The 21,460-nt window shown below is 53.1% G+C and carries 22 protein-coding genes; 20 read left to right on the top strand and 2 right to left on the bottom strand.

All coding sequences use genetic code 11. The features are described 5' to 3' along the window. Positions 1-6 precede the first annotated feature (6 nt). The 7 genes from ABC395_RS17330 (at position 7) to gndA (ending at position 8,394) form a co-directional block, all read left to right on the top strand. Positions 7-1,917, top strand: coding sequence for an ATPase, T2SS/T4P/T4SS family (locus ABC395_RS17330; protein ID WP_413004983.1), 1,911 nt, complete (start codon positions 7-9; stop codon positions 1,915-1,917). After that, a complete protein-coding gene (locus tag ABC395_RS17325; RefSeq protein WP_413004981.1) occupies positions 1,904-3,985 on the top strand; it encodes a hypothetical protein in 2,082 nt (693 codons plus the stop codon). Before ABC395_RS17330 ends, ABC395_RS17325 begins: the two co-directional genes overlap by 14 nt. Before the next feature lie 21 nt (positions 3,986-4,006). Then, positions 4,007-4,486: an ABC transporter permease gene (locus tag ABC395_RS17320; RefSeq protein ID WP_413004979.1), complete on the top strand. Its 480-nt coding sequence runs from the start codon at positions 4,007-4,009 to the stop codon at positions 4,484-4,486. An 8-nt stretch (positions 4,487-4,494) separates the two neighbouring features. After that, complete coding sequence (locus ABC395_RS17315; protein WP_413004977.1) at positions 4,495-4,881, top strand: hypothetical protein; 387 nt, start codon at positions 4,495-4,497, stop codon at positions 4,879-4,881. A 28-nt stretch (positions 4,882-4,909) separates the two neighbouring features. Further along, positions 4,910-5,449 carry a hypothetical protein gene (locus tag ABC395_RS17310; protein WP_413004975.1) on the top strand — a complete coding sequence of 180 codons (540 nt, stop codon included), beginning with the start codon at positions 4,910-4,912 and terminating at the stop codon, positions 5,447-5,449. After that, on the top strand, positions 5,436-6,419 hold the full coding sequence (locus ABC395_RS17305) for a hypothetical protein (RefSeq protein ID WP_413004973.1): 984 nt from the start codon (positions 5,436-5,438) through the stop codon (positions 6,417-6,419). The genes ABC395_RS17310 and ABC395_RS17305 overlap by 14 nt, the downstream gene beginning before the upstream one ends. 562 nt (positions 6,420-6,981) lie before the next feature. Beyond that, positions 6,982-8,394 carry an NADP-dependent phosphogluconate dehydrogenase gene (gene gndA, locus ABC395_RS17300; RefSeq protein WP_413004971.1) on the top strand — a complete coding sequence of 471 codons (1,413 nt, stop codon included), beginning with the start codon at positions 6,982-6,984 and terminating at the stop codon, positions 8,392-8,394. A 108-nt stretch (positions 8,395-8,502) separates the two neighbouring features. On the opposite strand, the gene ABC395_RS17295 is transcribed toward gndA, so the two are convergent. Beyond that, on the bottom strand, positions 8,503-8,829 hold the full coding sequence (locus ABC395_RS17295; protein WP_413004969.1) for a hypothetical protein: 327 nt from the start codon (positions 8,827-8,829) through the stop codon (positions 8,503-8,505). Between the two features lie 186 nt (positions 8,830-9,015). On the opposite strand from ABC395_RS17295, the gene ABC395_RS17290 reads away from it, so the two are divergent. Then, entirely contained in the window at positions 9,016-9,564 is a 549-nt protein-coding gene (locus ABC395_RS17290; protein ID WP_413004967.1) for a shikimate kinase, read from the top strand. A 24-nt stretch (positions 9,565-9,588) separates the two neighbouring features. Here ABC395_RS17290 and ABC395_RS17285 read toward each other — a convergent pair whose 3' ends face one another. Further along, positions 9,589-9,882, bottom strand: a complete 294-nt coding sequence (locus tag ABC395_RS17285) for a rhodanese-like domain-containing protein (protein ID WP_009672581.1) — start codon at positions 9,880-9,882, stop codon at positions 9,589-9,591. 130 nt (positions 9,883-10,012) lie between these two features. Between ABC395_RS17285 and crcB the strand changes: the two genes are divergently transcribed. The 12 genes from crcB to ABC395_RS17225 all read left to right on the top strand — a co-directional run bounded on the left by crcB (position 10,013) and on the right by ABC395_RS17225 (position 21,286). Continuing rightward, positions 10,013-10,390 carry a fluoride efflux transporter CrcB gene (crcB, locus tag ABC395_RS17280; protein ID WP_413004965.1) on the top strand — a complete coding sequence of 126 codons (378 nt, stop codon included), beginning with the start codon at positions 10,013-10,015 and terminating at the stop codon, positions 10,388-10,390. Continuing rightward, entirely contained in the window at positions 10,387-10,746 is a 360-nt protein-coding gene (locus ABC395_RS17275) for a fluoride efflux transporter FluC (protein ID WP_413004963.1), read from the top strand. The genes crcB and ABC395_RS17275 overlap by 4 nt, the downstream gene beginning before the upstream one ends. Before the next feature lie 58 nt (positions 10,747-10,804). After that, on the top strand, positions 10,805-12,103 hold the full coding sequence (gene aroA, locus ABC395_RS17270) for a 3-phosphoshikimate 1-carboxyvinyltransferase (protein WP_413006762.1): 1,299 nt from the start codon (positions 10,805-10,807) through the stop codon (positions 12,101-12,103). Positions 12,104-12,137: 34 nt separating this feature from the next. Next, a complete protein-coding gene (locus tag ABC395_RS17265; RefSeq protein ID WP_413004962.1) occupies positions 12,138-12,929 on the top strand; it encodes a C39 family peptidase in 792 nt (263 codons plus the stop codon). 55 nt (positions 12,930-12,984) lie between these two features. Beyond that, positions 12,985-13,410, top strand: coding sequence for a CoA-binding protein (locus ABC395_RS17260; protein WP_413004960.1), 426 nt, complete (start codon positions 12,985-12,987; stop codon positions 13,408-13,410). A 198-nt stretch (positions 13,411-13,608) separates the two neighbouring features. Continuing rightward, entirely contained in the window at positions 13,609-14,352 is a 744-nt protein-coding gene (locus ABC395_RS17255) for a hypothetical protein (protein ID WP_413004959.1), read from the top strand. Positions 14,353-14,486: 134 nt separating this feature from the next. After that, positions 14,487-16,379 carry a glucose PTS transporter subunit IIA gene (locus tag ABC395_RS17250; RefSeq protein WP_413004957.1) on the top strand — a complete coding sequence of 631 codons (1,893 nt, stop codon included), beginning with the start codon at positions 14,487-14,489 and terminating at the stop codon, positions 16,377-16,379. Further along, entirely contained in the window at positions 16,372-18,102 is a 1,731-nt protein-coding gene (ptsP, locus tag ABC395_RS17245) for a phosphoenolpyruvate--protein phosphotransferase (protein ID WP_413004955.1), read from the top strand. The genes ABC395_RS17250 and ptsP overlap by 8 nt, the downstream gene beginning before the upstream one ends. A 31-nt stretch (positions 18,103-18,133) precedes the next feature. Further along, complete coding sequence (locus ABC395_RS17240) at positions 18,134-18,679, top strand: type 1 glutamine amidotransferase domain-containing protein (RefSeq protein ID WP_413004953.1); 546 nt, start codon at positions 18,134-18,136, stop codon at positions 18,677-18,679. Positions 18,680-18,844: 165 nt separating this feature from the next. Beyond that, positions 18,845-19,291, top strand: coding sequence for a hypothetical protein (locus tag ABC395_RS17235; protein WP_413004951.1), 447 nt, complete (start codon positions 18,845-18,847; stop codon positions 19,289-19,291). Between the two features lie 237 nt (positions 19,292-19,528). Next, positions 19,529-20,548, top strand: coding sequence for a catabolite control protein A (gene ccpA / locus ABC395_RS17230; protein ID WP_103993708.1), 1,020 nt, complete (start codon positions 19,529-19,531; stop codon positions 20,546-20,548). 39 nt (positions 20,549-20,587) lie between these two features. Continuing rightward, positions 20,588-21,286, top strand: a complete 699-nt coding sequence (locus ABC395_RS17225) for a 5'-methylthioadenosine/adenosylhomocysteine nucleosidase (RefSeq protein WP_413004949.1) — start codon at positions 20,588-20,590, stop codon at positions 21,284-21,286. Positions 21,287-21,460 lie beyond the last annotated feature (174 nt).

Here is a 21,460-nt window from a genome sequence, read left to right as displayed (position 1 = left end):
CCGTTTATGCCGACAGACAGGTTGAATTTCATTTTGATCGCCCTAGCGGTCGTTTTTGCGGCCATATGGCTTTTTACTAGAACGGGAGGCTGGCGCGGCAGAAAATCTTTGGGTTCAAAAACCGGGAAAAGTTACTCTATAGAAGCGATGACGAGATTTGTTAAAGAAGCTTTTGCCGAGATGACGGCGGGCGAGTTAGGCGAGCTGCGAATGTCCGAGGAGGAATACCGGCGCAGCCGGAACAAGAGGCTTCAGCTGAAGAGAGCTTTGAAGGGCTGCGGACACGGTGATCTGCAGGATAAAAGATTTGTGAAATCGGTCATGATGGATCTGTTGACGCGGGTTTATGGACTTAGCGAAACGACTGTCCACTTCTCTCTGCCTTTTCACGAGCCCGAGCAGTTTACGGCGCAGGACCGGTTTGCCATACTCCTTTATCTGTATGGCAAGAAATACGGATATGAAGGACTTCACGAGCTTATCCGGAAGCATAAGCTGGATGCCGTTAAACAGGTAATTGAGGACGGCCGCACGCCTTCCTATATCGTTACGGCGGAAGATATCGGCCGTGTATTCCGCAAGGAAGTCGGGCTATTGTCGTTCCAGGATAAACTGGAAATTGTAGTCCAGCGGATCTATCAGCATTACAAGGGTTTCGGTGTGATCGATTCCATCCGCGAGATGCATATCGACGGTGTTTCGGGAGGCGTTTCCGGAGCGCTCCCGGACAGTGCCGGCTATCATGGAGGTCCCCTAGCGGAGCGAGTCGCTGAAGGGATTCACGGGCATAGGGAAGAGTATATTACATCGTACGATAGCGTATGGATTTTTTACCGGGGAAAATCCATTCACCTTTCGTTTCTCAGTTTCGGTACTCATGAAGAGCTGCGGCGTGTTTGTCAAAATATCTACAAATACAATTATCCGGGTCAGCTTTCCGAAACGAACGGATACAAAGTGAACGATATGAAGGACGGTTCCCGTGTCGTAGTGGTCCGGCCTCCCTTTTCGGAATCATGGGCGTTCTTCGTCCGCAAGTTCGATCTGCCGAACGCCTCGCTTGACCAGCTTGTTCAAGGCGGCAATGCCGGACTGGCAGTCGGGCTCATCCGCCACCTTGTCAAAGGCTGCCGGATCACGGCTGTGACGGGGGCGCAGGGCAGCGGGAAAACAACCCTGCTGATGGCTATGGTGCAGTCCATTTCCGCGACATTGACCCTCCGTGTACAAGAAATGGCGTACGAACTTCACCTGAGAAACTTATACCCCCAGCGCAATATTTTAAGTTTCCGGGAAACGGATCACATTACGGGGCAGCAGGGGCTCGACGTGCAGAAAAAAACGGACGGTGCCGTCCATATTCTGGGGGAAGTGGCAACCGACACGGTAGCCGCGTGGATGATTCAAATGGCTCAGGTAGCCAGCTTGTTCACACTTTTTACCCATCATGCCAAAACCTTTTCCAGCCTTATCGACTCGCTCCGCAATTCTCTGCTCAAAACGGGAATGTTCCAAGATGAAATCATGGCCGAAAAGCAGGTAATCCGTGTGATTCATTTTGACATCCATCTGCGTAAAAGTGCCGACGGCACGCGTTTTATAGAACGCATAACCGAATGCGTCCCGCTCGAAAGCGGTTTGTACCCGAGTGAACAAAAGCACTCGTCCGGCGAAGAACCGCTTGAACTTCGGGGCTTTCTCGATGATGCCTCCGAATTTTTCCGGCGGACAACGGACCGTAAACTTTACGAACAGCGAAACATTGTAGAATACCGGGACGGTGCTTACCGGGTCTGCGCTCCGATCAGTCTCCGCAATGCCGGGGAAATGCTGGACCATATGACACCCGCGGATGCCCGGGCATTCGAAATGTTTTTGGAAACGCACTGGGGAGGCGATGTGGTTGCCGCTTCGTGATTGGCTGCTTGGGATCGCTTTAACCAGCGCCTGTGCCGCATGCGTTATCTGGCTTCTATACATATACGCGGTAAAAAGACGTTCTAAGCTGAGCGGCTACGGGGAGCATGACCTTCAAAAGCTGCTCTCCCCTTTAAAAGGGGATGGAAGAAAACGGATCGAACTGCTTTACGGAAATTTATATATCATGGCGGTTAAAACCCCGGTAATTTCCCGCTATACGCAGCGTGTACGCCGGAGGATAGCTCCGTTATACTCTTACGACGAGAGCATGATACGTATGGAAGCCGGACGAATTACGCTGTTTGCTTTCCTTATCGCCATGCTCACGCTCGTACTGATTATTCTTTTCTACCCGGATGTTTCGTACATGCTCATGATATTGCTCGGAACTCTTGTTCTCCACAGTATTCTTACCGATACGCTTGTTCACCGGTCCGAAGATCGGCTCCTCCGGCAAATGACCGAATTTTTATCGGATGTCCGCCACTATTATCACCAGCACGGGATGGTAGATGAAGCGGTTTATGACGCCGCCCAGATCGCACCGAGACAGCTATCGCCCCATGGAGAGGCGGTGTACGGCACGTTAACCTCCGACCATCCCGAGCGCAGCCTGGAAATTTATTACGAGCATGCGCCGAACCGTTTTCTGAAAAGCTTTGCGGGCGTCTCTTTTCTGGTCAGGGAATTTGGAGACAAGCTGCTTCCGCACGGTTCCATGTATTTGCATGCCCTCAGCAAAATCACCTCGGAAATCCGCCTTGAAATACTCCGTAAAGAGAAACTCCATTACCTCTTAAAAGGACTCTCCGTTATTGCGATCACCCCGATTATGGCTGCCAAACCCATTGAAATGTGGGCGCGGCATAACTTTCCGGCGATGGATGAATTTTATACGGGGGCCGCGGGATTTGCGGTCAAAACAGGCATTTTCGTGCTGATCATCGTCTGTTTTATCCTTCTCAGAAAGCTCCAGGACACGGCAGATGAAGCGGGAATCCGCAGATCAGGGCGGAAACCGCCTGAGCGAAAATGGCTGAATAACCGGCTGGTGAACGCGATCACGCAGAGATTCATTCCCGAAGTCCGTTCCGTCGAACGCGTCAGGATGCAAAAGCTGCTTAAGGAGGCCGGTTCTCCATTGCTGCTTGAATGGCTTACACTCCGCCGCCTCGTTACGGGACTGGCTTGCTTTCTTCTCGTACTTGCCGTGTGTCTTGTTATGCAGAAACTGACGCTTCAGCAAGTTTATTTTTCTCCGGACCGGAATCAGGCGATGTTCGGCAGCCTCTCTCCAATGGAAAAACGGAAAGCGCTGGAAGCGGCGGCCTTTGACCGGAACGTCATTGAGAAATTGAAACGGTCCGGCAGAGAGCTTCGTGAAACGATAGCCGAGGAGATAAGGCAGCAAGGAATTCAGCCTGATCCGGCCGCCCTTAACAAGGCGGAAGAACGTATCAAAGAAAAGCTGGACCGGATTTCGAAAGCTTACTTTAACTGGCGGGAGCTTGTGTTCTCTTTTATTGCCGGATGGGCGGGCTACCATAGTCCGGTTTGGCTGCTGCACTTGCACAAACGAATGCGGAGGATGGACATGAAAAACGAGGTGGATCAGTTTTATACCCTGCTGACCATCCTGGCTCATTTCGAACGCATGTCTGTCGAGCACATACTGGAATGGCTGGAGCGTTTTGCCGTCCTGTTTCAATCTCCGCTCTCCGCATGTCTGCTCGATTATGAAGCGGGGGCGGATGAAGCGCTCGAAAAGCTGAAGGAGGAAGCTCCGTTTACTCCGTTTGTTCGTTTGGTTGAGCGGCTTCAGGCTGCGGTTAACCATATTCCGGTCAAGCAGGCGTTTGACGATCTGGAAGCGGAGCAGCAGTATCACTTCGAACAGCGCAAGCAGGATTATGAACGGTTAATCGAAACGAAAGCCGGCTGGGGACGCTGGATCGGTTTTGCCCCCATGTATGCTCTTGTGTTCCTGTACCTGGTCATTCCGCTCGTTTATATGAGCATGCAGCAGATGAATTTGTATTATCAGCAAATCGGTAGAATCTCTTAATAACAAAGGAGCCGGATTACGATGGGAAATGCACAGAAAGCACTGATAATGGCGGCAGGTTTTTTTCTGGCGATCGCGCTGATTACGATTGCCGTGGTGATGTTTATTTCCGCACAGGATGCCACGAAAGCGGCACAAAACAATTTTTCGGATATTCAGACGGAGCTTTCTCAAACGGCTTTTACCGTATACGACAATACCGTGGTTTCGGGCAGTCAGGTTGTCAATGCGCTGCGTAAATTTGCCGATAAAGAGCAGTTCGGCATTCAGGTACAAACCGGCAAAAATCCGGTAGGTTCCTGGTATACGAACAAAATCGATACCGCTTCACCTTCAAGCAGTAATTACGGTACGGTAATCGCCTCGATATCCAGGGATGCCGTTACGAACGCCACTCTGGAGTCTCATGTCGATTACGTGAATCCGAGCGGTAAATTCAAAGCGCGCATTATTAAGGACAAAAGCAATGTAATCCGTGCGCTTGAGTTTATGCAGCAGTAAGCGAAGCGGTGAACAATGCAGTCCGTTCCATGCTTTTTGCCGGTGTTTCAGTCTGCATGTTCCTCTCGGCTGTAGTCTCGGGGATGATGCTGCTTCAAAACGTAAGGGAAGCCGCTGCGCATACTTATTTATCCCGCAAGCTTCTCGATTATAACCAACAGCCCGCTAGCGCTGGGCTTGAAGAGCCCGCCGTGAAAGGGTCGGATCTGATTATGTCCCTTTATTTGAATGCCGGAGAATCGTACGACGTTGAGGTGAACGGCAAACGGTACCCGGGCGGGCGGTCCAAAGATGATACGAATACGGCCGGAATAGATCCGGCAGCGGTTTATCGTTCGCATACGAAGCACGATGCCGATGGAATGCTGGAAGTAATCGTGTACACGACGCCCTGATCGCTAGGGTGAGAAGGGGAGAGAAAAGGTGGATACGATCAGCAAGGCCTTTGTGCTCATTTTAGCGATTCTGCTGTTGTACATTTATCCGCTGTCGGATTCTGCCGCCAGAGAGGGCGATCTGACACGTGTAGTCGCTTTTGAGACCCTTACACGTTTTGTCGACAATGTGCGTGATAAAGGGGTCCTGACACCGGCCATGTACGGACAGTTTCAAAAGGAGCTGGCCGCATCAGGTCAGGAGTTTGACATACGGATAGAGCATAAACACAAGCGGTACGTGCCGGTATACGATGACCAAGGCCGATTCGCTGAGAAATACACGGCGGAAGACGAAATCTTTTACAACGCGCAGATACTTCCCGTGCTGTTTCCGGAAAACCCGCTTCCGTCCGAGCATACGGACCGCATGTACAGACTCGGCACGGGCGACTTTTTCGCCGTGTCCTTACGGAGTCTGAACCGTACTCCGGCAGAGGTCTGGCAGGACGCTTTAAACGGGACGAATACGCCCGGCGGACAGCTTTTTATGCCGTACGGGGGAATGGTTCGCAATGAAGACAGCTAAACTGGTCATTTTCTTTGTCCTCATTTATATGCCCTTCGCCTGGATGAATAAATTCGATACACATGCCCAGTTTCAAATGCTTTTTTTGGAAACGAAATACGATGCCGCCGTAAACGCGGCCGTCCAGGACGGCGCTGCGGCCCTGACCGTCAATGAGAAACAGGAGGACGAAGCGCGGTATGAATCCTTGAAGAAAGTCCGGGTAAACCGGAAGGCGGCGGTTGACAGTTTCTATAAAACCCTGTATTTGAATTTCGGTGTGTCGGAGGATGCGGCGGGGCGGCAGGTACTCGATTCCTATCTTTCGGCTCTTCTCATTGTCGGCTATGACGGCTGTTACTCCTACACCTTCGAAACCTACACGGGAGAGGACGGCCTCAAGAGAAGCCGAAGGCTGGAGGGACCGAAACGCCCTTACGCCTACAAGGATGAGACGGGAGAAGTTATCGCCTTTACGCTGGATGAATACGTAACCGTAAAAAACGCTTCCGGAACGGGCTGGACAGAAGGCTTCCGCAGCGAGATCGAGAATCAAACGCAAGCGGCGGTTTTAAAGCCCGGGGGACGCTTTGACGAAGTCAGAAGAGGCGCGATTATAGAAACGATCCGGCGCGAACTCGAAAACACGATCCGGGAACACAATGTTCAATCGCGCCGGATGGGGGCGGCTTATACGTTCACGCTTCCCCTCCTGTCGGGCGAAGAATGGAGCAATACGATTGACGATGTGGGAATACTCGCTTTTGTACAAGGGATACCGGTCGGATACAGGACCTATAACAATTATGCGCTGGGAGGGGCAAAAATTGTGAAGCGGCCTGTTTATTACGGCTACCGCCAGAATAACATTTCTTATTTCACAAGCAGCCGATGTCCGCGTCCCGCGGATATTCTGGAAACCTTCGCAAGCCCCAAAGCCGCTGCGGCTGCCGGTTATTATCCGAAGGAATGTACCAACGGACGGAAGTAACTCCCGCTTTTTCCGCACGGAACCAAGAAAGCGCTCTACCGAAAAAGATTGTCCGATAAAATTGACATCCCCTCCGTGGAACGTTTATCATCAAGTCAACGATGAGTTCGATGCGGTTTCCGCACATTTTGTGATGCCGCGTTTCGTTTATGACTGCAGTGGTTTAACGTCATAATGCGGTTCGCGGGCGGAATCAGCCTGTTGGGCGGTTAGCCGGTTTATGCTATCGGGGCGCACGGGTACATAAAAGAACGGCAACATGAGGCATGCGGAATTAGGCGCAGATGCTTTGGGAAATCTACGGGAATGTGGAAAACACCGGGCAATGTGCTTTTTTTCACACAAGCTTTCGTCAGTTCTTAAACGTGTACTGTCCCGAATCTTGCCGGCAGACGCAAGCCTGGAAGCTTTGCCTCGAGCCGGGGGCAGCGGTTCCTGCATGGTCCTTTAAAGGAGAATGCCGCCGTTAATCCCGAGCGGGTCGAATCCATCCTTCGGCAGCCGTTCTGACACCAAGTGGGAGCGGTGACGATCTAATATGAGAGGAAAGGGTGTTAGATTCATGTCCAAACAGCAAATTGGTGTAATTGGTCTTGCGGTCATGGGTAAAAACCTGGCGCTTAACATCGAGAGCCGCGGCTTTACCGTTTCCGTTTTTAACCGCTCGCCTGAGAAAACGAAAGAACTTCTTGAAGAGGCGGCCGGACGCAACCTGGTCGGCACTTTCAGCATGGAGGAATTCGTGCAGTCGCTCGAAACTCCGCGCAAAATCTTAATTATGGTCAAAGCCGGCCAAGCGACCGATGCGACCATCGAACAGCTCGTTCCGCTTTTGTCCGAAGGAGATATCCTGATCGACGGCGGTAACGCCTACTTCCCGGATACCCAGCGCCGCAACAAAGAATTGGAAGCACGCGGCATCCGGTTTATCGGCACGGGCGTTTCCGGCGGCGAAGAGGGCGCGCTTAAAGGCCCGTCCATCATGCCTGGCGGACAGAAAGACGCGTATAAGCTCGTGGAACCGATCCTGACGGCCATCTCGGCCAAAGTGAACGGCGATCCTTGTTGCACGTATATCGGTCCCGACGGAGCCGGCCACTACGTTAAAATGGTACATAACGGCATTGAATACGGCGATATGCAGCTGATCTGCGAAGCTTATCAACTGCTTAAAGACGTGCTGAATGTCAGCACGGAAGAGCTTCACGAAATTTTCACGGAGTGGAATAAAGGGGAGCTGGACAGCTACCTGATCGAAATTACCCGTGATATTTTCACGAAGTACGACGAAGAGACCGGCAAGCCGATGGTCGACGTTATCCTCGACTCGGCCGGACAAAAAGGCACGGGCAAATGGACCAGCCAAAGCTCCCTGGATCTGGGCGTTCCGCTTTCCATCATTACGGAATCCGTATTTTCCCGCTTCCTGTCCGCAATGAAAGAAGAGCGGGTAGCCGCAAGCAAAGTGCTGAACGGTCCTGCCGTGAAGCCGTTTGAAGGCAGCCGCGAAGAGTTCATCGAAGCGGTCCGCAAAGCCCTGTACGCGAGCAAAATCGCTTCGTATGCGCAAGGCTTCGCTCAAATGCGCGCAGCTTCCGAAGAATACAACTGGAATCTGAGCTACGGTGAAATCGCCATGATCTTCCGCGGCGGCTGCATTATCCGCGCCCGCTTCCTGCAAAACATCAAGGATGCGTACGACCGCGATCCGGAACTCCGCAACCTGCTTCTGGACGAATATTTCAAAAACATCGTGGAAAATTACCAGGATGCTTGGAGAAACGTCGTTTCCGTAGCCGTAACGCGCGGAATTCCCGCACCGGCTTTCGCCTCCGCGCTGGCTTATTACGACAGCTACCGCACCGAGCGCCTGCCGGCTAACCTTCTTCAGGCACAGCGCGATTATTTCGGCGCGCATACGTTCCAGCGTGTGGATAAAGAAGGCACCTTCCACTACAACTGGCTCGGCAACTAAAAACGGAACCCGAACCGAGCTCCGTTTCGCTTTTCCGGACATTGCGTCCGATTTTGCGGCTTACAGACGGGAAACGGCAGCGTCCGTGCTTCCCTAATCGTTTGCCGGTTAGGAATCCCGCTTCGAAGGGGATTCATTTTCGAAGAGACCGTACGAAGCCTCTTTCAGACAGCTTTTGATCCGGTCGGCTTCCTGATCGAAGGCGCTTCTGCGATGGACAAGCATCATGGACACTTCGGCGAAAGATTCAAAGTTTTTCAATAGACGCGGCTGAGTAAGTTCCTTTAACCGGGGATCCTGCTCAGCCATTTTTTTACGTATAAACTCTAGCGCCCAGACTACGTCGTCTCTGCACAGCATGTACGAGGGCTGAAGCATCTGATTCAAGCGGCAGGAAGCGTTCCGGCCGGGATTGGGGATTCCGGGATGAGGCATCAATCTGACATCGCTCCTTGTAATCTACTGATCCTTCTACGGATTACGTACGTACTCTCATTTTTGCTGTCTTTGAAAAGGTTTATTCACTATACCATATGAAATTGATGCAATTTGTATTCATCCGGGGCTTTTGCTGTGATATGATAGTGGAAAGTTTAAACCGAGAGAGGATCGACGGGCACGATGAGCACACAACCGGGATCAAATATAGTGCTGATTGGTTTTATGGGCACTGGCAAAACGACTGTCGGGTTAAAGTTGGCTGATCGGCTGGGTTGGCCTATGATAGATACCGATGAGGAAATAGTAAAAAAAGCCGGAATGTCGATTCCGGAGCTGTTCGCCGCGCACGGGGAGGCTTATTTCCGGACTCTGGAGCGTGAGGTCATCCGGGAGACGCTGGCCGGCAGCCATTGCGTAATTTCAACCGGGGGCGGTGCCGTACTGGCGGAAGAAAACCGGGCGCGCATGAGCGAGCGGGGCTTTGTCGCGGCTTTGTCCGCAAGTTTGGAAACTATCGTGGAGCGGGTTAAAAACGACTCCAACCGGCCTTTGCTGCAGGGAAGCGGACTGGAAGAAAAGGTCCGTACGATGCTCCAGGAACGTCAAGATGCGTACAGGTTTGCCGACCTTACAATCGATACGTCACCGCTTGCCGCGGACGACATTGCCGAACACATCTTTAACGCCTGGGCTAAGGAACGGATGAAGCGGGAAGAGCTTTCGGGCTGACCGGGCCTCTTGCCCGGCAGCGGCTTAAAGCTGTTCCCAGGCGAGCATTCCGCCCTCCATGTTTTTCAAATTCGCGAAGCCCTGGGACTCCAGGAAATCGTATGCTTTCCCGCTCCGGTTGCCGCTGCGGCATACCAGAATGACTTCGCCTTCTTTAGGGATTTCGTGAAGACGGGTGTGAATTTCCATCAACGGAATCGATTTGGCACCGGCAATTTGGCCGGCCGCGACTTCTTCGGGCTCGCGTACGTCGATCACGCACAGCGGCTCACCCGCCGCAAGCCGGGCTTTCAATTCCGAGGGTTGAATCTTATTCATATAAAGCGCACCTCCTGTGTTCTCGTTTTCCCTGTAACTATACAAAACCCGGAAGCACGGAGTCAAACCGCTCCTGACTTCCCCAAAATCTTTCATTAAAGCAATGCGGGACAGAATAGGTGGCTTGCTCATGAAAAGTTGGATAATCGGAACGGCCGGCGTGTTCGGAGCCCTGTCCCGGTACGGGTTATCCGTTCTCTGGAACGAAGGGGACGGTTCCTTTCCGTGGGGCACGCTGGCCTGCAATATGACCGGCTGCCTGCTGATCGGTTATTTCAGCGAAGCTCTGCTGCCGAAATGGCGGCAGGAATTGCGGGCGGCGGTTACGACAGGCTTTATCGGCGCTTTCACGACGTTTTCCACTTTTAGTGTAGAAACGGTCCGGATGCTCCAGGATCAGCGAGTGTTCCTCGCCCTGCTGTACATCGGCGTCAGTCTGCTCGGAGGACTCATCGCCGTCAATCTGGGCACGGCGGCCGCGCACCGCGGGAAGAGGAGAGCCTTATGAACGCGGGCTGGATGAATGTGCTGCTCGTGGGGGCCGGAGGATTCGTCGGCTCCATTGCCAGATACAAGCTGGCGGGCTGGATCCAGAGCCGTAGCGCTTCCCCGTTCCCTTTCGGCACGTTAACCGTTAATCTTACCGGCTGTTTTTTTCTGGGCTGGCTGCTCGGGCATGTGACGGACGCCGCCTTGTTAATCGGACTGGGCACAGGCTTTACTGGCGCCTTCACGACGTTTTCCACTTTAAAGCTGGACAGCTGGAAGCTGAGAAAGAATAAGCGGTTTAATCTGGAGCTGATCTACCTGGCCGTGAGTTATTTGGCGGGAATCGGGTTGGCTTTTGCCGGCTTTTACATATAAACAGAAGACCGTACACAGACCATTCATCGATCAAAAGGAGAGAACAACCATGAATTCCATGAAAGCCATTGTAAAAGCGACACCGAGCCTGCAGGGAGAAATTCAGGCGCTGTCTTCTAAAAATTACACGACCCGCTACCTTCTTATTGCGGCGCTGGCCGAAGGTACGAGCACCATTCATTATCCGGCCCACAGTGAAGACAGTGACGCCATGCGGCGCTGCATCCGCGATTTGGGAGCGGTTATCGAAGAAGACGAGCATAAGATGGTCATTAAGGGATTCGGCAAAAACCCTCTTCCGGTCAAAGAATTAAATGTCGGAAACGCGGGAGCGGTTCTCCGTTTTTTGATGTCTACCGCAGCACTTTGCCAAAGCGAAGTGACTTTCATTAATCAATATCCGGAATCGCTGGGCAAGCGGCCCCATCTGGATCTCATTCATACGCTGAAACAAATGAACGTCGAAGTCGAACATAATGAAGGCCGTCTGCCGATAACTATTAAAGGGGGACAACCGCGCGGAGGCAAAATCACCGTGTCGGGCAGCGTAAGCTCGCAGTTTTTGAGTTCCCTGTTGTTTTTGACTCCTCTGCTTCAAGAAGACAGCGAAATCGAAGTGCTTCACGATCTGAAGTCCAAAGTCATTGTCGGACAAACGCTGGAAGTGCTCGAACAAGCAGGGATTCGCGTGGAGGCCAGCGAAGATCTTATGCATTACCGGATTCCCGGCAATCAGTTCTACCGTGCGCAGGAGTATGTCGTACAAGGGGATTACCCGGGGTCTGCCGCGATACTGGCGGCGGCCGCGGTTACCGATTCGGATGTAACCGTGCACCGGCTGGACGAAAACAGCCGTCAGGGCGAGAAAGCGTGCGTGGATGTGCTTCGTGCCATGGGCGTCTCGCTGACTCATCAGGATGGAATCGTACGCGTACAAGGTACGGGCCGTCTGAAAGCCGGTGAATTCGACGGCGATCATTTTACGGATGCGGTGCTTGCTATGGTAGCGGCCGCTGTGTTTGCGGAAGGCACCTCGCGTTTTTACAACGTGGAGAATCTCCGCTACAAAGAGTGCGACCGGATCACGGATTTCCTGAACGAACTGCGCAAAGCCGGAGCCGACGTGGAAGAGCGTCAAAGTGAAATCATTGTCCACGGCCGGCCGGAAGGTCTTGAAGGCGGCGTGGAAATTAACGCGCATTATGACCATCGCGTCATTATGGCCCTGTCCGTGGCAGGTCTGCGGAGCAAGCAGGGGCTTGTTATCCGTGACGCCCACCATGTGGCCAAATCTTATCCGCAGTTTTTTGATCATATGATTTCACTCGGAGCGCACATCGAATTAACGAACGAATGAATGGGTGAATAGGATGCGCATTATTTGGAGGGGCATGAAAGTAACATTCGGTTTCTTTCTGATCCTCGGGTTATTGTTCTCAGGCGGTTTCATGTCTGTGATGCTATATGCCAAAATAAGCGGGCAGGACGTTCAGACCGTCATGGCCATGGACGCCAAACTTGAAAAACAGCCGGGACCGGAACCGGAGCAGCAGCCGGCGGAACAGGTTCAAGAGCAGCCGAAAACGAAGGCCATGATCGATGCCCCCGTTATCGCGCAGAAACCCGAGCTGCCGTCCGGCTGTGAAATTACGTCGATCGCGATGATGCTTCATTATAAAGGCATCAAGCTGGACAAAATGCAGCTGTACAACGAAATGCCGAAGGATCCGACTCCGATCGTCTGGAACAAGGACGGAACCATCGCCTCCTGGGGACACCCGAACATCGGCTACGTGGGAGACGGTACCGGTAAGTCCAAAGGCTTCGGAATTTACCACAAGGCGTTGTTTCCGCTGTTAAAATCGTATATTCCTTCCGCCGTAGATTTAACGGGCGAATCTTTTGACATGTACGAAAAACAGATCGCAAACGGCCGTCCGGTCGTCGTCTGGACAACCATCGGTTTCGTAATGCCGACCCGCTGGTCCGAGTGGAATACATCCATCGGTCCGATCCGCGCGACATTCTCGGAACATGCGGTCCTAATGGTCGGTTACGACGAAACGTCCGTATACGTGAACGACCCGTGGACGGGCAGCAAAAATGTCCGGCTGGATAAAAAGCTGTTCATCGGCATCTGGGAAGCGATGGGCAAGCAGGGCCTGTCCTATACGGCTGATTAAGTTCAGACAACGCGGCAATGCCTGGGTTTTATACTACCGAAAAGGAGTGTTTTTCATGCCTTTTGAAAATCCGTCCAGAGACGAAATCAAAACATTGCTGGCTTCCGCCGGGCCTATTGCCGTAGTCGGTTTGTCCGACAACCCGGAAAGGGTGTCGCATATGGTATCGGCCGCGATGAAGTCCCGGGGATACGAAATTATTCCGGTCAATCCGAATGCGGAAGAGATTTTGGGCGGCAGGAGCTATCCCAGTCTGTCCGATATTCCCGGAAATGTGGATATCGTCAATGTTTTCCGCAGAAGCGACCAGGTTGTGCCGATTGCGGAGGAAGCGGTCCGCAAGGGAGCCAAAGTTTTGTGGCTTCAGCAGGGCGTATATAACGAGGAAGCGGCTGAAATCGCCAAGCGCGGCGGTCTGACCGTCGTTATGGACCGCTGCATCAAAGTCGAAGATGCGATTTTGAATCCGAGAGGAAACTGAACCGTTACAGTTCGGCTCCTGTGTAAAGTATGAAAACCCGACTAAAGCGAAAGCTGTAGTCGGGTTATATTTTTTTTCTTAAAAATTTTCTCGGGCGGGTTCATAATTTTCGCGGGTCCTGCAAACAATAGGGGAGGCTCCAGAACAAGGAAAGACTTGTCTGGAAGACTCATTAATTCCTTAAAGGAGGAACTCCGCATGTACAACCAGTATCAAAATCAAGCTGGTCTCGGCTCTCAATCCCAGTACCAAAACAAGTTCCAGCCGACCGGTTATGTTCAATCTTCGTACGGTCAAAACCAGTTCCAAAACTCCCAATACGGCAGCTACCAAAACCCGCAATCGTTCCACACGGCTAACTACCGCGGCAACCAACCGGGCCATGACAGCTACCTGCGTTCGGATTCCCAAACGCCTGCGCAGCAGCAAGGGTTCGGACAAGGCTCCTACGGCCTGACTCAATCTTACGGTTCCCAAGCTTTCGGCAACCAAGGAAACCAATCTTACACGAGCCAGCAACAAAGCTACGGCCAATTCGCTTCCCCTCAGTCTTATCACACGGCTAACTACCGTGGCGATCAGCCGGGACACGACAGCTACCTGCGTTCGGATTCCCAAACGCCTGCGCAGCAGCAAGGTTTCGGCCAAACTTCTTTCGGTCTGAGCCAGTCCGCTATCGGCCAAGGCTACGGCTCCCAGAACTTCGGTTCCCAGTCTTTCGGCCAAGGCTACGGTACGCAAAGCTACTCCCAAGCCGCTTCTCCACAGTCTTACCACACGGCTAACTACCGCGGCGACCAGCCGGCTCATGACAGCTACCTGAATTCCGATTCCCAGACTCCTGCACAGCAGCAGTTCGGCGGCGGTTTCTCCAGCAGCGTAGGTTCCGCTCAATCCGGCCGTATCAACTCCGGCCTTCCGTACACGACAGGTACGTTTTAATCAAAAGCTGACGATCGCTCACGGCATCGTTAGGCAGCAAGTGCCAGCAAGCGGGTCTTCGGACCCGCTTATTTGTTTTTGACAAAAAGTGCGGCAGCCATTAGGATCGAAATAGAGAGGAGGCAGGGCTTAAGTTGAACTGGATGGGAAATTTGCAGCAATTCGGGCGTTCTTTAATGCTTCCGATGATTACGCTCCCTGTTGCCGCAGTACTTATACGACTGGGAATCCTGCCATGGGACAGTATGGGGGCGGCATGGCTCGGCGATATGATGCTGCTTGCGGGTCATACTATTTTTACATATTTACCGCTCGTATTCGCGGTTGGCGTAGCGCTCGGGTTGACGGAGAACGCGGGCATTGCCGGGCTTTCCGCACTGATGAGCTATTTTTTATTCACCGTACTGACCCAGCATCAGCTGGGCGAAACGTTCCAGCTCGGCGTCGCGGGAGGGATCCTGATCGGTCTGCTCTCGGCGGTCGCGTACCACCGGTGCAAGCGAATCCAGCTCCCCGAATACGTTCAGTTTTTCGGAGGGCCGAGGATGGTGCCTCTCATTATGGGGGTCGTTACGCTTGTATTGTCTATCTTGATGATCAAGCTGGGCCCCCTTCTGGAGAGCGGAATGGAGCAGCTTACAGCCTGGGTTCTCAGCCTTGGCGGATTCGGCGCTTTCTTGTACGGCATCGCGCACCGGCTGCTGGTGCCTTCCGGGCTTCATTATATCCTTAACAATTTCTTCTGGTTTCAACTGGGCGCTTACAAAGAACCGAACGGAGATATGGTTTACGGCGATCTGCCCCGCTTCTTCGCGGGGGATCCCACGGCCGGGGCCTACATGGCCGGATTGTATCCGATTATGATGTTCGCGCTTCCCGCGATCGCCTTTGCCATTATTCACGAGGCCCGGGAAGATTTAAAGCCGCATGTACGGGTAACCTTTTTGACCGCGGCGCTGACATCCTTTCTGACCGGCGTCACGGAGCCGATTGAATTCGCCTTCTTGTTCGTCGCGCCGTACTTGTTCGTGATTCATGCCATTTTATCCGGTTTTGCCATGTGGATCGCGTATGCGCTTAATATTTCGCACGGATTCTCTTATTCCGCCGGAGCTATCGATTTTGTTATTAACGAGCATTTGTCGCGCAACGGGTGGATGCTCATTCCGATCGGGCTTGTGTTCGGAGCGGTCTACTATGTCATGTTCAGGTACGCCATCCGGCGTTACCGCATCCCGACCCCGGGACGGGAAGAAGGCTCATCCCTCGAAGAATGGGCGGGCGACATTCCTTACCGGGCGCCGCTTATCGTCCAAGCGCTCGGAGGCAAGGGGAACATCAAGAAAATCGAAGCCTGCATTACAAGGCTGCGGCTGACTCTTGAATCCGACCGTCTCATGGATATAGCCGCACTGAAGCACTTGGGGGCGGCCGGAGTCATCCGTTTGGGAGGCGGCAACGTACAGGTTGTTTTCGGCACATTCTCGGAATTGATCCGGGAAGAAATCATGAAGCTGCTGCGTAAAGATATCCAGCTCGTGCTTTTCAGCTCCCCTATGACGGGGAGAATGATTCCGCTGGAAGAAGTTCCGGACCGTATTTTCGCCGGAAAAATCGTCGGCAGCGGGGTTGCTTTCATACCGGACAAAGGGGAGCTGTTGTCGCCGGTCGCCGGTAAAATCATGCACGTCTACCCGACGATGCATGCGCTTGGAATTCAGACAGAGGAAGGACTTGAAGTTCTGCTGCACATCGGCATCGACACATCTACATTGACCGGAAATTTCTTCGAGGCCCAAGTGCAGCCCGGAGACGAGGTGGAAGCGGGGCAGCTGCTGATCCGTTTTAACTACAATCAGTTAAAAAAGCATGCCAAATCGCTGGCCACCCCTATGGTGATTACCAATTCGGACCGTGTCAAATCATGGAGCTTCGCCCCTTATAAATCCGTTAAAAAAGGGCAGGCGTCCGTGATGTCCGTTGTGCTGAAAAAACCGGAACAGAGCGGAGGGACTTCAAATGTTTAAAGGGATAGGAGCTTCATCGGGGATCGCCATGGGTCCCGCATACGTGATCCCCGCCTGGGACTGGGAGTTCCCGGATAAAATGGTGGATGCCACGGATTTGTCGTTTGAATTCGAGCGGCTGTATGACGGGATTCGCTCGTCCAAAGACGAGTTGGAACATATCAAGCAAGAAATCCGGGACGTCCTGGGCCAAGAGCAGTCGTACATTTTCGACGCTCATCTGGCGATTTTGGAAGATCCCGTGTTTATGAACGAAATTCAGGGCATTATCAGCCGGCAGTACAAAGCCGCGGAGGTGGCCGTCAAAGAAGTGATCGACAAATTCGTCGAAATGTTCGACGTGCTGGACGATGACTATATGAAAGAACGGGCCATGGACATCAAAGACGTAGGCAACCGTCTGCTGAAGCATCTGCTCGGCAGCGGGGACGATACCCCGCCTCCTGTGGACCACTCGTACGTTCTGGTGGCAAAAGAGCTTACCCCTTCCCAGCTCGTACATCTCGACCCGGCCCGGGTTCTCGGCATCGTCACGATGATGGGCGGGCTTACTTCGCACACGTCGATTATGAGCCGCGCCATGGGAATCCCTTTCGTGCTGGGACTGGAGGGCAAGCTTATCCGGCCCATTCAGAACGGAGATTTGATGATTGTGGACGGCGAGGAAGGGATCGTCTATGTGAACCCGGACAGCGCCACCGTGGAGTTCTACGAGTCGCGCAAGACGGACTGGCTGATGCACCGGGAACGGCTGCAGGAAATCGCCCATGTCCCGTCCATGACTCAGGACCATAAACAGGTCCGGCTGGCGGCGAACATCAGCTCCATCAAAGAAATCGACCAGGTGCTCAAAAACGGCGCCGTCGGGGTCGGCTTATTCCGTTCGGAATTTTTGTACATGGACCGCGACTCGCTTCCGGACGAAGAGGAGCAGACCGAGGTGTACAAACAGGCGGCGGTCAAGCTGGACGGCAGGCCGCTCATCATCCGCACGCTGGATATCGGCGGTGACAAGAAGCTGGATTATCTTCCGCTTCAGGTAGAAGAGAATCCGGCACTCGGTTGCCGGGCCATCCGGATTTCCCTGGAGCGGCGCGAGCTGTTCAAAACCCAGCTCCGCGCGATTTTGCGGGCCTCGCACTTTGGTCAAGTAAAGCTTATGTACCCGATGATCTCTTCTCTCGGGGAGCTTAGGCAGGCCAACGCGCTGCTGGCCGAAGCCAAGCAGGAGCTTAGAAGCCGGGGCAAGCCGTTTAATCCCGACATCGAGGTGGGCTTGACCATCGAAGTGCCGGGCGCGGCCCTGATTGCTGATGTTCTGGCCAAAGAAGTCGATTTCTTCAGCATCGGAACCAACGATCTTACCCAGTTCGTGCTGGCGGTCGACCGGATGAACGACAGCATCGCTCATTTGTATAATCCGTATCATCCCGCCGTTATCCGTCTGCTGAAGCTGACCATTGATGCGGCCAAGGCGGCCGGTATCCCCGTCGCCGTATGCGGCGAGTTCGCGGGGGACATCCGCGCGCTGCCTATATGGCTCGGTCTCGGCATCGAGGAGCTGAGTATGGCTGTTCAGCTTATTCTTCCGATCAAGCACCGCCTGCTGACGAGCAATCATGCCGAAAGCGAACGCCTGCTTCAGGAAGTGCTGAAATGCGGATCCAGCGAGGAAATCGAGCAGGTGCTGCGGCAGGCGGATTCCAGATCAAGCGCTTCTTAACCCGTTTTCACTAAACAAGGAGGGATTTACTATGACCGTACAGGATTTGAAAGGCCAGCGCATACTGGCGTTTGTCGATGAGGAATTCGAGGATCTGGAAATGTGGTACCCCGTTCTGCGCCTTCGCGAAGCGGGAGCAGTCGTCGATATCGCGGGACCTAAAGCGCGGGAAATTTATCACGGCAAATACGGCGTGCCGATTACGACGGATGTCGCCTTCGGAGACGTAAGCGCGGCCGATTATGACGGGCTGTATGTGCCTGGCGGCTGGGCACCCGATAAACTGCGCAGATATGCCGATGTTCTGAAATTTACCCGCGAGATTCACGAAGCGCAAAAACCGATCGCGCAGATTTGTCACGCGGGCTGGGTTTTGATATCGGCCAAAATCGTGGAAGGCTATACGATGACCTCCACGCCCGGCATCCGGGACGATCTTGAAAACGCCGGAGCGATCTGGGTGGACGAGGAAGCCGTGGTCGACCGCAATATCGTTTCGGGACGGCGCCCCCCGGATCTGCCCGCTTTTATGAAAGCTTTTATCGAGGTGCTGATTCAGAAGAAAGCCTCGAATTAGCGTTTTGCACATAAGATTATGCCGTTTGCGAAATAAATATAATTTTTCATAAAAGGGAATATGTGACAGTGCCCGAAAAGCAGGAATATCATTCACCCGGATAGAAGTAGCTTAAGTAAGACGAAGACAGCAAGTTTCTATCGGCTGCTAAAGGAGTGAGTGATTATGCAAAAAGGGTACTGCTGCGGACAACCGGTTCATCTATGTCTTAGAACCGTCGTGTTTCAACAAAAGGTTGAGATTGAAAACGTACCCATCTACTCATGCGAAGCATGCGGGAAAAGCGTTGTTTATTCGAGCGTAAAGCCTAAAGTGACGGAATTGATCGATACGCTGGGTCCGAAACCGGAAAAACAGATCCTGCGGTTTGAAGACGTGTCCGAAGTGGCTTGTCTCATCGTCCGGCTTGCCTGTTCCTCCGAGGAAGGGTACGGATTCAAGCAGGCTGTGGAGGAAAGGGTCAATGAGCTGTTGGATCTATTGCTTCTGGCTACCTCCGTCGGGGATATGGGCTGGGCGGGGGAAGTCCGCGGCAGACTTGCTCAAATCAGCGAGCATATGCTGACGGACGACCGGCTGCAGGAAGCTTTTGCGGATAAGACAAGAAGCTGACCGCGGTGGCGATTTTCCTTACAAACACGCCCGCCGGATGCGCTTGAACGGATTTCAGCTGATTACTTAGCCAACTTGAACGATGAGATTCCTGCCGGAGCGGGTAAGATCATCGCCGAGTTGGCTTTCATGCGTATTTTTTGCTACTATTAGGTGTGAAAGTGTTTTAATTGCGAAAAGGGAAATAATGTCGTATGATAGTCTGTAATATGGCAAGGACGACGAATATTCGAATAAATGGAGAGAGTGACCGTGACCGTTACTATTTATGACGTAGCAAGAGAAGCAGGAGTATCGATGGCCACGGTTTCGCGTGTCGTCAACAATAACCCGAACGTGAAGCCGCAAACAAGGAAGAAAGTATTCGAAGCAATCGAACGGCTCGGTTACCGCCCCAATGCTGTTGCCCGGGGACTTGCATCGAAGAAAACAACGACAGTCGGCGTGGTTATCCCTGATATTTCAAACTCGATTTTCGCGGAAGTGGCACGCGGAATCGAAGATATCGCCAACATGTACCATTACAATATTATTTTGAGCAACGCCGACAAGAAGAAGGAGAAAGAAATCCGCGTCATCAACACCCTGCTGGAGAAGCAGGTGGACGGGCTTCTCTTTATGGGCGGCGTGGTGACGGAAGACCACATCAACGCGTTCCGGACTTCCTCCGTTCCGGTTGTGCTCTGCGGCACCGCCGACGAGCAGAACGTAATGCCGTCCGTCGATATCGATCACGAGAAAGCGGCCTACGATGCCGTGCAGCTTCTGATCGAGAGCGGCCACCGTACGATCGCCATGATCTCCGGCCCGCTTCAGGACCCGGCTAACGGCTTTGCCCGCTACCATGGCTATAAGAAGGCACTGGAGAACGCAGGCATCGAAGTGAACGAAGATTACGTAAGACTGGGCAACTACCGGTATGAATCGGGAATCGATGCGACGGATTATTTCCTGAAGCTGCCTACGCGCCCTACCGCTATTTTCTCGGCGACGGACGAAATGGCGATCGGCGCCATTCACAAAATCCAGGACGAAGGGCTTTCCGTACCGAAGGATATTTCCGTGATGAGTATCGATAACATCCGGATGGCTTCTATGGTGCGTCCTCAACTGACGACAGTGGCACAGCCCATGTACGATATCGGCGCGGTGTCCATGCGTCTTCTTACGAAGTTGATGAACAAGGAAACGATGGAACTTACTCAAGTCGTTCTCCCGCATGAAATCATTAAGCGCAGCTCAGTGGCTCCTCGTTGAGCCGCTTTTTGTTGAGCGGAAAGTAGAGGATACACAAGAATGATCAATAAAATCGGTCTCATCGGTGCGATGAATGAAGAAATCGAGCTGCTTGTCGGCGGAATGAGCGGCGTAACCGAAACGACGAAAGCCGGCATTACATACAGGGAAGGCCAGTTTGAAGGCAAAACGGTCGTGGTTTGCAAATCGGGAGTAGGCAAGGTGAATGCGGCTGTCTGCACGCAAATTCTGATTGACGGCTTCGGCGTAGACGCCGTTCTGTTTACGGGCGTTGCCGGAGCGTTGGATCCCGAGCTGAACATCGGTGATATCGTGATCTCCACGTCCTGTATGCAGCATGACATGGATGTAACACCCCTTGGTTTCCCGCGCGGAGTAATTCCTTACGAGGAAATCTCAGTCTTCCAGGCGGACCCTGGCCTGGTTGAGCTGGCGGATGCGGCGAGCCGCGAGCTGTTCGAGGGAAGAACGAAGCAGGGGCTTGTCTTGTCCGGAGACCAGTTCGTCGCTTCGCGCGACAAAGTGGCGGAGCTTCACCAGGAGCTCGGCGGGACCTGCACGGAGATGGAAGGTGCGGCCGTGGCGCAGGTTTGTTCCATGAACAAAGTGCCGTTCGTCGTCATCCGGTCCATGTCCGACAAAGCGGACGGCTCGGCACACGTTAACTTTGCGGAGTTTACCAAGCAGGCTTCCGAAAATTCGCACCGGATCATTGAACATATGGTGCGCTCTTTATAACAGAGGCATATGAAAAAGGCTGACCGGGTTTCTCGACCGGTCGGCCTTTTTAATCAACGGTTTTGTCTGCGGCTTTTACGACAGGCATCCGCGGGTGGTTGACCACCGTTATGTGATGCCGAGCACCGCGCGCCGGAAGCTTCGCGCGATGTGGAAGAAGAGCAGGCAAAATAT

The sequence above is a fragment of the Paenibacillus canaveralius genome (assembly GCF_047238265.1).
GTDB lineage: Bacteria > Bacillota > Bacilli > Paenibacillales > NBRC-103111 > Paenibacillus_F.
The sequence above is the reverse complement of the archived record's forward strand: the minus strand, read 5'-3'. Positions and strand labels throughout refer to the sequence as shown.

Bases quoted from the DNA above. Each gene is read 5' to 3' on its own strand.
- ABC395_RS17285 (WP_009672581.1), bottom strand. From the start codon at position 9,882: ATGAATAAGATTCAACCCTCGGAATTGAAAGCCCGGCTTGCGGCGGGT.
- ABC395_RS17255 (WP_413004959.1), top strand. From the start codon at position 13,609: ATGTACAACCAGTATCAAAATCAAGCTGGTCTCGGCTCTCAATCCCAG.
- ABC395_RS17240 (WP_413004953.1), top strand. From the start codon at position 18,134: ATGACCGTACAGGATTTGAAAGGCCAGCGCATACTGGCGTTTGTCGAT.
- ABC395_RS17330 (WP_413004983.1), top strand. From the start codon at position 7: ATGCCGACAGACAGGTTGAATTTCATTTTGATCGCCCTAGCGGTCGTT.
- ABC395_RS17260 (WP_413004960.1), top strand. From the start codon at position 12,985: ATGCCTTTTGAAAATCCGTCCAGAGACGAAATCAAAACATTGCTGGCT.
- gndA (WP_413004971.1), top strand. From the start codon at position 6,982: ATGTCCAAACAGCAAATTGGTGTAATTGGTCTTGCGGTCATGGGTAAA.
- ABC395_RS17275 (WP_413004963.1), top strand. From the start codon at position 10,387: ATGAACGCGGGCTGGATGAATGTGCTGCTCGTGGGGGCCGGAGGATTC.
- ABC395_RS17305 (WP_413004973.1), top strand. From the start codon at position 5,436: ATGAAGACAGCTAAACTGGTCATTTTCTTTGTCCTCATTTATATGCCC.
- ABC395_RS17225 (WP_413004949.1), top strand. From the start codon at position 20,588: ATGATCAATAAAATCGGTCTCATCGGTGCGATGAATGAAGAAATCGAG.
- ABC395_RS17235 (WP_413004951.1), top strand. From the start codon at position 18,845: ATGCAAAAAGGGTACTGCTGCGGACAACCGGTTCATCTATGTCTTAGA.
- aroA (WP_413006762.1), top strand. From the start codon at position 10,805: ATGAAAGCCATTGTAAAAGCGACACCGAGCCTGCAGGGAGAAATTCAG.
- ABC395_RS17290 (WP_413004967.1), top strand. From the start codon at position 9,016: ATGAGCACACAACCGGGATCAAATATAGTGCTGATTGGTTTTATGGGC.
- ABC395_RS17295 (WP_413004969.1), bottom strand. From the start codon at position 8,829: ATGCCTCATCCCGGAATCCCCAATCCCGGCCGGAACGCTTCCTGCCGC.
- ptsP (WP_413004955.1), top strand. From the start codon at position 16,372: ATGTTTAAAGGGATAGGAGCTTCATCGGGGATCGCCATGGGTCCCGCA.
- ABC395_RS17320 (WP_413004979.1), top strand. From the start codon at position 4,007: ATGGGAAATGCACAGAAAGCACTGATAATGGCGGCAGGTTTTTTTCTG.
- ccpA (WP_103993708.1), top strand. From the start codon at position 19,529: ATGGAGAGAGTGACCGTGACCGTTACTATTTATGACGTAGCAAGAGAA.
- crcB (WP_413004965.1), top strand. From the start codon at position 10,013: ATGAAAAGTTGGATAATCGGAACGGCCGGCGTGTTCGGAGCCCTGTCC.
- ABC395_RS17265 (WP_413004962.1), top strand. From the start codon at position 12,138: ATGAAAGTAACATTCGGTTTCTTTCTGATCCTCGGGTTATTGTTCTCA.